This window comes from Streptococcus sp. UMB0029, from assembly GCF_002871495.1.
Taxonomy (GTDB): Bacteria; Bacillota; Bacilli; order Lactobacillales; family Streptococcaceae; genus Streptococcus.
Genome location: NZ_PNGD01000001.1, coordinates 50,224 through 63,084, shown reverse-complemented (window position 1 = coordinate 63,084; position 12,861 = coordinate 50,224). Strand labels below are relative to the sequence as shown.

At 32.7% G+C, this 12,861-nt stretch carries 12 protein-coding genes; 10 read left to right on the top strand and 2 right to left on the bottom strand.

Annotated features, from left to right (window positions below; translation table 11 throughout):
- The coding region (locus tag CJ239_RS00310) for a phage tail tip lysozyme (RefSeq protein WP_142366984.1) at nt 1–1,040 on the top strand (1,040 nt) is incomplete at its 5' end.
- A gap of 34 nt (nt 1,041–1,074) precedes the next feature.
- Here the strand turns inward: CJ239_RS00310 and CJ239_RS00305 are convergent.
- On the bottom strand, nt 1,075–1,683 hold the full coding sequence (locus tag CJ239_RS00305; RefSeq protein WP_004263904.1) for a hypothetical protein: 609 nt from the start codon (nt 1,681–1,683) through the stop codon (nt 1,075–1,077).
- Nucleotide 1,684: 1 nt separating this feature from the next.
- On the bottom strand, nt 1,685–1,849 hold the full coding sequence (locus tag CJ239_RS11600) for a hypothetical protein (protein WP_000201399.1): 165 nt from the start codon (nt 1,847–1,849) through the stop codon (nt 1,685–1,687).
- Nucleotides 1,850–3,077: 1,228 nt separating this feature from the next.
- On the opposite strand from CJ239_RS11600, the gene CJ239_RS00300 reads away from it, so the two are divergent.
- From CJ239_RS00300 to CJ239_RS00260, 9 genes are all read left to right on the top strand, one after another.
- Nucleotides 3,078–4,235 (top strand): hypothetical protein, encoded by a 1,158-nt coding sequence (locus CJ239_RS00300; RefSeq protein WP_142366983.1) that lies wholly within the window; start codon nt 3,078–3,080, stop codon nt 4,233–4,235.
- A 478-nt stretch (nt 4,236–4,713) separates the two neighbouring features.
- Nucleotides 4,714–4,872, top strand: coding sequence for a thiazolylpeptide-type bacteriocin (locus CJ239_RS00295; protein WP_102210145.1), 159 nt, complete (start codon nt 4,714–4,716; stop codon nt 4,870–4,872).
- 32 nt (nt 4,873–4,904) lie between these two features.
- Nucleotides 4,905–5,063, top strand: a complete 159-nt coding sequence (locus CJ239_RS00290) for a thiazolylpeptide-type bacteriocin (protein WP_102210144.1) — start codon at nt 4,905–4,907, stop codon at nt 5,061–5,063.
- 103 nt (nt 5,064–5,166) lie between these two features.
- On the top strand, nt 5,167–5,961 hold the full coding sequence (locus CJ239_RS00285; RefSeq protein ID WP_102210143.1) for a hypothetical protein: 795 nt from the start codon (nt 5,167–5,169) through the stop codon (nt 5,959–5,961).
- Nucleotides 5,936–7,666 carry a YcaO-like family protein gene (locus tag CJ239_RS00280; protein ID WP_102210142.1) on the top strand — a complete coding sequence of 577 codons (1,731 nt, stop codon included), beginning with the start codon at nt 5,936–5,938 and terminating at the stop codon, nt 7,664–7,666. The genes CJ239_RS00285 and CJ239_RS00280 overlap by 26 nt, the downstream gene beginning before the upstream one ends.
- Nucleotides 7,667–7,690: 24 nt before the next feature.
- Complete coding sequence (locus CJ239_RS00275; protein ID WP_102210141.1) at nt 7,691–8,533, top strand: ABC transporter ATP-binding protein; 843 nt, start codon at nt 7,691–7,693, stop codon at nt 8,531–8,533.
- Nucleotides 8,533–9,252: an ABC transporter permease gene (locus CJ239_RS00270; protein WP_102210140.1), complete on the top strand. Its 720-nt coding sequence runs from the start codon at nt 8,533–8,535 to the stop codon at nt 9,250–9,252. Before CJ239_RS00275 ends, CJ239_RS00270 begins: the two co-directional genes overlap by 1 nt.
- The gene (locus CJ239_RS00265; RefSeq protein ID WP_102210139.1) at nt 9,252–10,343 is read left to right on the top strand and encodes a M20/M25/M40 family metallo-hydrolase; all 1,092 of its coding nucleotides are present in this window, start codon (nt 9,252–9,254) and stop codon (nt 10,341–10,343) included. The genes CJ239_RS00270 and CJ239_RS00265 overlap by 1 nt, the downstream gene beginning before the upstream one ends.
- Nucleotides 10,324–12,855, top strand: coding sequence for a lantibiotic dehydratase (locus tag CJ239_RS00260; protein WP_257994371.1), 2,532 nt, complete (start codon nt 10,324–10,326; stop codon nt 12,853–12,855). Before CJ239_RS00265 ends, CJ239_RS00260 begins: the two co-directional genes overlap by 20 nt.
- Nucleotides 12,856–12,861: the final 6 nt, after the last annotated feature.

The following is a 12,861-nucleotide window of genomic DNA, read 5'->3' as shown; positions in this document are numbered from 1 at the left end:
CTGCAATTGGTCAGTTTGGTGGAGATGAGTTTGAACGAGCAAAACATATTTATGAGTTTTTGAAATCTCAAGGGGCAAGTCCCCAAGCCATTGCGGCAATTTTAGGAAATTGGTCGGTAGAGTCTTCTATCAATCCTAAACGAGCTGAAGGAGATTATTTATCTCCTCCAGTTGGCGCTACCGATTCCTCATGGGATGATGAAAGCTGGTTAGCGATAGGAGGGCCAGTCATTTATAGTGGTGCTTATCCTAATATTCTTCATAGAGGTCTAGGTTTAGGGCAATGGACAGATACCGCAGATGGGTCAACACGTCATACAGCTTTATTGAATTATGCACGCACCCAAAATAAGAAATGGTATGATTTAGACCTCCAACTTGATTTTATGCTTCAAGGGGATAGTCCTTACTATCAAAGTTGGTTAAAGGATTTCTTTAAAAATACGGGCAGTGCAGCCAATCTCGCCCAACTCTTCCTCACCTATTGGGAGGGAAATTCTGGTGACAAACTACTGGAAAGACAAACTAGAGCAACGGAATGGTATTACCAAATTGAAAAAGGCTTCAGCCAAACAAATGGAGGACAGGCAAAGAGTGATCCGCAATCCCTTGAAGGGGTTCGCGGGGACTTGTATGATCATTCTGTTCCTGGTGGTGGAGATGGTATGGCCTATGCCTATGGACAATGTACATGGGGTGTTGCGGCTCGTATGAATCAATTAGGCTTGAAATTAAAAGGAAGCAATGGAGAGAAGATTCCAATCATTAATACCATGGGAAATGGTCAGGACTGGGTTGCGACAGCTTCAAGTCTTGGTGGAGAAACGGGTTCCACACCAAAAGCAGGTGCTATTGTTTCTTTTGTGGGAGGTACACATGGCACACCAGCCATCTACGGTCATGTGGCTTTTGTCGAGAAAGTATATGATGATGGTTCTTTCCTTGTGTCTGAAACTAACTATGGTGGCAACCCTAACTATACCTTTAGAAAAATCTCTCAAGCAGATAGTGCCATCAGTTTTGCCTATACGACGAAATAAAAGAATCATGTCATCAGTTTAGGTGACATGATTCTTATTTTTTATAGAGTGACATATTTAATGCCATAGGCTGATAAGTTACTTGATGATCGTCTTTAATCAATTGACTGTAAGCAACAAATCCGAACTGTTCATAAAATTGAATGACTTTAGGATGATTGATACTATCTAAAAATACCATCTGAGTTCCTACAATTGCTCGAAATTCTTCAATTTTTTGAATTACAATTTCAAATAACTCTTGTCCTGATAATTTATTTAGCTTTGTGTTTTTGCCGAATTGACCGATAAGTAACACAGGGAGATAATCAATATTTTTGGGACTTTTCCCTTTTAGGACGAGTTTCTTTTTTAAGGATTTCTCTAAATCAGAAATATCAACAACTTTGAGAGATAAACTAAAGAATCCTATGATGTTATTTGTTTCAGTTTCTTCAACGATAAAATTACGAGAACGATGTTGTTTTTCAAAATTGGGAGCTTTATCAGATAGATAAGTCAACATCTCTTCATTACCGTTGAAATCAACATTTTCTAAAATGATAGTTTTAAATAGATCCTGAACTTGTTTCTCAGTTTTATCAGGAGCTAGCACTTGAATATTTTCAAGATATTGCTTAAGTGGTGTTACTTGAATTGTCATCTTACAGATACTTTGAAATGAGTTTATTTTTCGTTGGAGCGGTAGCGTCTTGTGATTCAATAGATTTCAAGACTGCTTGTAGCTTTTTAGATGGTTTATGATTAAGAATTTTTAGAGCATCTTCGTTTGTTAGTTTTATATCACGTGTTAAACTGATTGTAGCCATTTGTTCTATCTCCTGTTTCTACTTAAATTCATTATAGCTTATTTTGAACAAAAGTTCAATCTGAAGATAGTGTATGTTTTTTATAGTGTATAAATCCAAAATAAGTTTTTCTCTTGCGTTTGTAGCTCATATTCGTTAGAATAATGGTGTAGATGAGTGGTCGGCTCATGGTCAATCTGATAGCAATCTTGGACGTAAGGGCCAAGCGGTGGCAGACACCAGAATAAACCGACTGATTAGGTGGCTTACAGGTTTAGTAAGTCATCTTTTTTATTTGAAAAAACAGTAAAAAAGCGCAAAAAATCACTTCCTGTGCTAGCGTGTAATTGAAATTTTTTAGTTTTGGCGTTAGAACTGTTCCCTCAGTCCTAGCCCTTTCTCTTCTAATAAGTATGCTTGGTGGAGAGTAGTTTGTAAATGATTCTGAGAGTATTATGAGCATAAGCAATGACGTCTTTCATCTTGCTTACTCTTTGGGAAATTCGATTGTAAAAAGAAGAAAAAGCTGGATCCTTGGAATGTGCTGCAATTAATCCCGACATGGTCAAAGCCTGTTTTATTTAGCGATTTCCTTGCGTGATGTGTGAGGATTTTTTAATGCCAGCACTATAGGCTAAACATCTTTTTCTGTCATGAGTTAGCAAGCTCTGCCTGCTTAGAGTTTTACATGTAATCTATTTTAATAGTAATGTTTTATCATTTTTAAGAGAACGCAGTTTTGCCTCGTTCTCTTTTTTGAAGATTATGTTGGAGAATTTTTGGATTCAATAACAACCTTAAGCGGAGTTTTCGGATTCAAAGGAAAAATCGGAAATAGTAGAAAATGGTCACACTTAATTCATGAGCAGCCAATTAATTCAATTACAATGGAAACAATAAATGAATTATCCATATAAGATAAGGAATCACGTGTAATTCTAGATATTCTTATTTCTTTAATAACAGGTTCAATTAATACGCCTGAAAAATGGGGAAATGTTGAAAGTCTATTAGACGCTGTTCGAAAAAGAATTGTCCAATTTGATGGTGATCAAACTAGATTTATATATGACGAAATTAACGAAAAAGAAATTGCAATACAAGGTTTAGCGGGCACTGATAAGACAGAACTATTATTTCATAGACTAGTAAATTTATATAATCAGACTGATAAAAAATTATTTTTACGTGTAATAGTAAAATCTTAGCAAGCAATATTCAAAAACGTCTTCCAAAATTTTTTGATCAAATGAAGGTATCTCAACGGGAAGATATTGATGAGCGGATTAGGGTAATGAGAAGTTGGGGTTCAAGGTACAATTCTAATTCGGGTTCATATAGTTACATATGCTATTTCTACGGACTTGATTTTATTAACTATAATGACTCTGGTATAAAAGGTTTCGATGGAGTTTGTGAATTAGCTGAACAACAATTAGAATTAATAAAGGAAGAAATAGGACCTGACTTTAAATATTGTTCGGACTATATACTTATAGATGAAGCTCAAGATTTCTCTGATTCTTTTTTTAGATTATGTAAACTTGTAGCTTCGACACATGTGATTATTGCAAGCAATATTTTCCAGACAATATATGAAAGAAAATCTGAGGTAGTTCAGCAACCTAATTTCACTTTAAATAAGGTTTATCGGACTGATCCAAAGAATTTCATGTTTTCACAATTTTTAGGATTCGATCTTAAAGAAAAAACTGTTATAAAATGGTTTGACGATGATGAGGCTTGGAAAACATCAGGGTATACTTTTAATAAACATCAGAGTGATGGAAGAATGGTTTATGAGTTTAGCAGGGAAACGATTCAAAGATTTACTGATTTCGATGATTATCCAATTCAACCGACTGATTTAAGATATACACAGAGTGATGAAGAAATTTTGAATGAGGTTACAGATATACTTGATAAATTAAGAAACAATCATCCAGATATTACTCCTGCAGATATCGGAATTGTATTCGTTTCGAAAGGGAAGAACGGTTATAGATTAGCTGATATGATTAGTTCGTTAATTGAACAAAATTATAATTGGGAAACTCAAAAAATTTATGAGAGCAGATATAAATCTAGAAATAAAGATAAGGTGTTCATAAGCAATCAAAATAATGTTAAAGGATTAGAATTTTCATTTATTATTGGTATTGTTTTAGATGAAATTACTCAAGATATTGAAAGTAGAAATACAATACATATGTTAATGACTAGGTCATTTTTAACTTCCTATCTAATACTCTCGAAGTCAAATAAGTTGATTTATGATGAATACAAGCCATTGTTAGATGAGATAGCTGACACTGGAAAGGCGCTAATTTATCAACCTGAGAAATCGAATATATTAAAGCCAGAGCAGATAAAAAACTTAATTGAAGGTTCTTTTAGATGGAGTTGATATTTTTTATCGTGTCCATTTTGCAGAGGCTATTTTATAAAATAATATTTCTTTTAAGTCTAAAGTAGTTTTGAAGTTAGTTAATTGTTGGTCTTAGAAATATAGAAAAAGCCAACACAAATCGTGCTGACAAAAAAATAGTGAGAATTAGCAGTTTGTTAAAATAAAAGATTCTACATTTTAATAAAATTCGATTAATGACCTAAAAACCATTTTGTCCAGTCCCACATAGTTTTTCACTCCTTACTTTTATTTTTTTCAAGCATAGTATATCACTTTAAAATTATTTTATTGTCCAATGTCATCATCGGTCAAATTTTAATCAAAATCAGTTATAAAAAAGATTGAAAAGCTAGGAAAGGATTGATTATGTACCGTTTATGATAACTGTGAAAAATTGAAGTACTAATGGATTATAATGTGTTTGTCAGATAGGAAAGCTAACTAATGACAAAAAAATAATGAAAGGAACAGAAAAATGAAAGATGAAAAGAAATTGCTCGAAGAGCTAGAGATTGACATCTTGGAATTGGATGATGTAGAGGGTGTACCAGCTACAGCAGCTACAAGTGGAAGTGGTGGTTACAGCACATGTGGTTCCACTTCATGCTCTTCATGTTCGTCAAGTTGTGCTTAAGATATAGGATAAATAAGAAAGGAAGTCATAAAATGAAAGATGAAAAGAAATTATTCGAAGATCTAGAAATTGACATTTTGGAATTGGATGATGTAGAGGGTGTACCAGCTACAGCAGCTTCAAGTGGGAGTGGTGGTTTCAGCACATGCGGTTCCACTTCATGTTCTTCATGCTCATCAAGTTGCGCCTAAGCGGTAGTTTATCATTTGCATCCAATAAACAGAACTATATAGTTTTGTGTATAATCCTATATAATTCTGTTTATTTTTTATAGTGATAAAGGAAAGTGAATAGATGGGAAATTTAAAATATGTTGTTCAAGATGATAGCTTACTAGTATCCTATCTTGGAAAAATTCGGAGAGTAGAGCTACCTAAACACCATTCTGTAGAAGATTTGATTCACTATATTAGCATTAATAAAGAGAAGGTTTTTGGAATAAAACAGACTTTATCAAATCAGTTCTTTATGTATAAAGTTGGAAAATACTTGTTTCGGATTCCTCAGCAGGAGGAAGAGTCTCTAAAACGCTATTTTCCAAAAGCGATACAGCTATCCAGAGAAGAAGAAAAATGTCTTAAACAAAATCTGTTAATAAAACATCTAGAAGGAGCCTATTATGTTGAAATCACTGAACAACAGACAATCCAACAACTAAGGGAAGGAATTTCTATTTATCATGTGTTAGATAAGGCAGAGACAGAATTGACATTACCAACTATTAATCGCTTTCTAGATATTAATATTTTGAAAAATATATATTTTGAAAGTTTAATAGGGACATTTGATATCATTAACAATCAGGGAAAAATCACATTAAAAATTTATACATCTGAAAAAGAAATATATAATTTTGAGGATAATAATATAGATAGACTTATTTTTAAGGCAATTAAGGGGCTAATGGAGTCTAAGTTAAGTTATGAAAATATCGGTATAGGAAGAAGCAAAGAAGAATCTTATAAAGATTATTTGACGAAGCAAGGAAATAATAGCGCTCCTGTCTATTGTCAAGACAGTCTTGCTCTACATCTAGGACTTGTGCTTACCAAAAGGAGGGAAAATGATTATTCAGAAATTTATACATGAAATCGTTAATAATATCTCTAAAAGTCAACCTATAAAGATTGTCTATCAAGACGTTAACTTATATTTTGGGTCCTTAGATTATTTCCGTTCCTATAGAATTGAAGAGGGGATAATTATTTTTTGGGAGGGACACAAACTGTTTGTCAGTCCGCTTTTCAATAAAAAATATAAGCTTTGTAGTCACTGTTTCTTGGAGCACCGTAATCAATTTAAATTAAATGATTTTTTTGGACAGGGAAGTAAAGTTGTAGAGATTGATGGCAATAATTTATATTCTGAGAAACTACTTTATGCCATTTCTCAACTAGTTCAGTTAAAATCTGAATCTCCGTTGTTTGATTATTTTATTATTGATGATTATCGCATTTCAAGACACCAGTTCTTCAGAATAGCTAATTGTGATACTTGTATTTCTAATGATAAAAAATGTGATAACAATGTTTTTAACAGTATTTATGAATGTCAAGCATCTTCATTAAGGGAAAAATTAGGAGACTATTCGCGATATATTCAACTAGATAATAAGGATACTGGATTTTTTAGAAGAGAATTAACAACTCTTTTAAATAATGCAATGACTGTAGAATTACAGTATCCACTTTCTCAGAGTGAAATGATTTCAGGGATTGGGATTGATACTAGCTATAAGAAAGCGAGATCAAAAGCATTTTTGGAAGCTATGGAGCGGTATAGTGGAATAATTTCAAAGGGACAGAAACGCTTATTTTTCTCTTTAAATGACCTCAGTAGAGAAATAATTGATTACTTAAATCCGAATGAATATTTGTCACTTCTAGGGAAAACTAAGATAAATCAAGACACAAAAATTCATTGGTTGTCTGCTCATAACTATCAAACTCAAAAAACGACCTTAATACCTGAAGATTTTATTATTTATAAGACGGAAAGGAAGCCTATAAGTCAAAAGTTAATAAACATGAGTTCGAATGGACATGCTCTTGGAAATACCTATAAAGAAGCAGTAATTTTTTCACTTTTTGAAATGTATGAACGAGATTACTTTTTATTCCATTGGTATGAAAGGAAGTCTCCGAAAGAAGTAAACCTGTCAAGTATTTTTGATTTAGAGATAAATCACTATTTGAAGCTTATCAAAAATTTAGGTTATGAGGTTTTAATTTATCAATTACTTTCCAGTAGAGTGATGAGCATATATTGGGCATTTGCTCGTGGGAAAAATAGCAACAAATTTGCAACCTATTCAACAGCAGGGGCACATTTATTTGGAAAAACAGCAATTATTTCAGCTCTAAAGGAGCTATATTTTGCACTATATGCCTATGATCAAGATGTTGTGCTAATTCAAGAAAATGGACATCGTATGCGTCCTCAGGATATTACTACAGTGGCTGACCATGCAATCTATTATTCAATAGAGGAAAGAAGTCAAAATTTTGATTTTTTGAAGGACGCAGAGATTATAGATTTTGTAGTCGAGAGCGACTACAGTATTGACGTAGATACTTACTATTCAGTACTACTTGAATTTACAAATAAAAAATTTGGAAATTTCTATATTGTAGAAAATACTCCAATAGGCTTAAAGGAAATTGGTTTATGTGAAGTGAAGGTTTTTGTTCCAGGGATGCAAGATATGAATTTTGGTTATGAAAATCAGTATATTAATCATCGAAGAGTTCGAGTATCTAATCATCGGGAAATTCCGATACATCCCTTTCCATAATACTTCAACTTAGAAAGGAAAAAAATGAATTTAATTGAAATTAATAATTTGAGAAAGAGTTTCGGTACAAAGGAAGTCTTGAAAGGACTGGACTTAGATATAGAAACAGGGAAAGTCTATACTTTGCTAGGGAAAAATGGTGCAGGTAAGACAACTTTTATAAATATTATGCTCGGACTTATCAAAGAAGATGGAGGCCATAGGACAACGAATATAAATATAAAAAAAGATGTTGGAGTAGTCTTTCAAGAAGATTTTTTTTCAAATGATATTATAGTTGAGGACTTAATTAAGTTGCAGGCTTCATTTTTCCATAGGAAAGTTGATATTGATGGGCGACTTAAAACTATGGGATTGGAAAAGGAGAAATATCAGAAAACAGGAACGCTATCTGGTGGACAAAAACGGAAGCTTTCCTTCTTATTGGCTACCTTACATGACCCTAAACTATTAATTTTGGATGAGCCGACAGCAGGTATGGATTACGATAGTGTGGAAAAATTTGTGCAACAAATTAAAAAATTAAAAGCTGAAGGAAAGACTATTCTTTTAATTACGCATGATTTGTACCAAATTGAGTCATTCGCAGACTATATTTTACTGTTGAACGAAGGTATTTTTGAAGAAAACATTCCAGTTAATGATATGTTTGTAGAAGTACTGTATGAATTTCCAAGAGAAATGATAAAAAATGATATTCCAAAAGAAAAGTTGTTCTATGTAGATGAACAAAGTGTAGTTGTAAATACTCTCCACGTTCAAGAAATAATTGCAGAAAATAAAATTACTGATTCAGAAATCTTCAAACGTCGCAAGCAAGTTGTTGATATTTTTAAACATATTTCATTTGTAGAGGGAGAAAAATAATGATTTCAATTGTACAACAGATTAAAAATAGCTTACAAAATAAGCGGTTTGTTATTTTTACTATTTTGTTTCCAGTAGTATTTTACATCTTTTTCATAAAACAGTTGAACTACGCAAATACAGAAGATAGTGGAATGATTGCTCTGTTCTCAGCTATGTTTGGAATTGCTGGAAGTGGTTTGAATACCTTCAGTCAAAAAGTTTCAAAAGACAAAGGGTATTTCCGTATTATGGATAGAGTCTCTCCATATTCTTATATGCGTTATATGTTTGATAGTGTCGTGGCTCAAACTATTTTAAACATTATGATTTTATTCTTCATAACCTTAGCGGGGGTATTACTTGGGAATTTAAAAGTAACGGTTTCTTATCTTTATATTGCCAGTTTGTTACTCTATTTTGGATTTTATTATATTGTAATTGGTTTTCTGCTGGGAACGATATTTAATGATGAAACATTGGCTTCTGCTTCTATGCCGATCTTCTTCGCTTTTATGATGTTGAATCTTACACCAAATATTATAAGTACAATGAAGATACCAGAAATCATAGTAACAATTCAAAAATTCTTTCCAGGTTATTATTATAATGAAGTACTTTTATATAAAACTGCTGAAAAGTTCTTACAAGCTTTTCTAGTAATTTCGCTTTATATTTTTATTGCTGGGCTTGTGACAGTTGCTGTGAATAAATTTTTACAGATAAATAGGAGAGTGTAATGAATAAACTTGTTTCAGAACAGTTATTTGCACACTACAAGTGGTTGCATCAACAGCCTGAGTCGGGCTTTTCTGAGGACAAAACAAAGGATTATGTAAAACAAAATTTACATAAAGTTAATCTTGAAAAAATTTCTGATGGAAGATTAGGATTGATTTATCAATATAGAGGACGAGAAGGACCAAGTAAACATTTTGACTTAGCTTTTCGTTCAGAATTGGATGCTGTAGAAATTAACGAGAGAGATCAAATTTATTACCATGGGTGTGGGCATGATGCCCATACCAGCATTCAATTAGAACTGGCAACCTATGTAGCTCAAAACAAACCAAATCTAAATATTTTATTTATTTTTCAGGCTAGTGAGGAAAAGTATGGCGGTGCAATAGAAGTTTGTAAATTTCTGAAGAAAAACAAGATTTCAATATCAAAAATTTATGCTCTCCATGTTACCTCGGATTTGTATTCTAATTATGTATCAATTAATAAGGGAGATGTTCTAGCAGCAGGTTTGACATGTCGTTTAAAACTCTTATTAAAGGATAGTGGACATGTAAGTCAACATGGAGAAAGTGCAGCAAGGCTATTTGCTAAGTTGGTTTTGTTGTCAGAAAAATTGAATGAACCAGATTTTCATTGTACAATTACAAATTTTTCTTCTAATGGGTCTCACAATGTATTTCCCACAGAACTATCTTTTAATATTACTTTTAGAGGAAAAACTGCTGAAAAGTGCAAGATTAAACAACAACTTTTTTTGAACCAGTTGAATGTTGAGTATCAAAATGAAGTTGTTATGAATTACCCTGTGTTACACAATAATGCAGCGCTCTATGACTGGGTTTATCAAAAATTGTCTCAAAGTGAAGTCATAAAGGTAGTAGAGACTCCCTTCATATTTTCTTGTGATGATTTTTCAGTTTATGGTAAGGAATTGGATGTGGCGACGTGCTACTTCTTTATTGGCGCCTATAACAAGGGTCACGCTATCCATACACAGGAATTTATAACCCCAAAAGCTACTTTGCTACGAGGATGGTATGTGATGATGTTATTGGTTGAAAAGGAGAATGAACGAATCAATGGTTAAAAATATATATTATAGAAAAACAAACTTTCCAAATAGAGAATTTTCTAAGATTTTCCAAAAAGAGGTTTTTCAAACGTTACGCACTTATCAGTTTGAATACTCTCATTTAGTGGAACAGTTAGAATTGACCTATGAAACTGGAATCGAAGAACTAAATCAGGTGATTCAAGATTTTCCAGAAAACAAAAATAAACAACAATTACTTAAATTTTCACATGATTTTTACAATAATCGCGGTGAGTTAGCTAATAAATATCATAAAATATCCTCACTGCTTCCGTCTAAACTGACCACTATCTTTGATTCTTATTTTGAATATCAAAGGCAAATTATCGAGAATGAAGACAAGGTTGAAAAGCTGGTTCATCAACAGTATCTAAATGAGAAACAGTTAATCATGGCAGGTTTATCTAAACATCCTAATTTTGTTAAAAATACGAAAATGATTGACCAAACTCTTTATCAAAAAATAAAAAAATTACTTAAAACAGATGTTGAAAAACACAATAAAAAGCAACGTCAAATGGATGTTTTTTTGTATAACTACTATACTCGCATCGCTACTAAAACAAGTCCACTAGGTTTATTGGGGACAACTGGTGTATACGGACGAGAGCCGTTTGATTTAAAGAAAAACATCGTTATGTCGGTGAATTCTTCTATTATTTTAAAACTATTTGATCGGATTTATCTAAATCCAAATTATCAGCCAAACTTAACATTTAAACTAAATGAGACTCTTATCCATAAAGATGGGAAATATTATATTACGGTATTTAATGATGTGGCAGGGAAAAGTCTCTATCGTAACCGCCAAGAATTAGTTACTCTTTCTGAAAATGAGAGTTTAAATGGGATTCTAACTCTATTTAAGGGCCAAAAGGTGTTAACAGGGCGCACTCTTCTGAAATACTTGTCACAAAATTCTCAAGAGGAATATCTACCAAAATTGTTGGAAAACAGTATATTACTTCCAGCAGAACAGATTAATATCGTCGGAAAGCAAAGTATTTCAAAAGCTCTGCTTGAAAAATTAAAAGAGGTTTCCTCGGAATTATTCTCAGATGAGATTGCAATATTAGAAAAAGCAGTTGCCCTAGAAAATGAAGTATTTTCTTGGACGGCTTATGATCAATTAACGGAAGAAATTCACAATATTGTTCAAACTTATGGTATAGAAGGTTTTAATAAGTCTACTTACGTTTCAATTGATGCGGTTACATCGCAAAATGGCACTTATTTGGAAGAACAGGCCAAAGTTGTAAAAGAAAATCAGAGAATTATTGAAGACTTATCAAAATTTATTTCTATTTTTGATATTTCAACTCGCAGTAAATATCTAGCTTATGAAATGCTCAAAACAAATTACGAGGGAGAGTTTATTCCTCAAAATACGAGAGAAATAAGTAAATTTTTACGAGATTTGGCAGCAACACTTTTTCAAAGAGATGGCTATTGGATGGAATCTTTTGGATACTTAGGGACTTCTTACGACCATCAAATTGACAACCAGCTCTTGAAATTAAAGAAGAGTATAGTGCAGCAATTATTAGTACAAGATTTGGAAGATGGTTCGGATCTCTTGATTTCACATGAATTATTGAAAGATTCGACGACGCAATTAGAAAACCTAGTAGGTCAGACTCATAAGTCCCGTGGTTACTTTTTACAAGTGAGTCCAGAAAATAAAATTGTTTTCAATCATATCTATAAAGGCTATGGAGTCTATCGCAGAAGATTCAATCATTATCTTCCGACAGAAATGGAGCCTTATGGACTAGATGGAGAGTTAGTGGACATTCCGATGACGTTTGGCTTTAATGCAAATATTCGAGAAAGTACGGATAAAACCTTGCATTTGCCGTTGGGAGACTTGACTTTGACAAGTCCTAAACAGTTGACGTGGTTAGACTTGGGCTTTAGACTTTCAACAGGATCAAAAGAGATTGAAGTATTTGAGAAGACAACAGGAAATATTGTGTATCCGCATTTCTTAGGTAGTTTGATTACTGTTGCGCTTCCATCATTAGTCGCAGTGTTTAATTCTATTACTCTTAATGATTCCATTTATTTTGATTTTGGGGAACTGTTATTAAGACAAAAGCTAGAAGAAAGTTCGCAAGAAAAGGTAGTATTACCAAGACTTTGCTTTGAAAATACAACTTTGATTTTATCTAGAAAAAAATGGTACCTCACTTGTAAGGCCCTACATGCGATTCTAGATAAAGATAGTTCAATGGGTAGAAAATGGCTAGAAGTAGTTGACTATTTTGAACAAGAAGGGTTACCTTTATCTTTCTTTATCAAAGATTTTTTTGAAAGCTACGATCAAGATTCAGAATTGTTAAAAACAAAACCACTTTACATTAATTTTGAATCTTTCTTGAGTTTTAAGGCTTTTGCTGGTTTGTTGAAAAAGAAGGATAAGATTTTAATTGAAGAAACTTTACCGGAATGTATTAATACGGAAACAGATACAATTATAGAATTGATTGTTGAAACAGATGACTAAGGAATT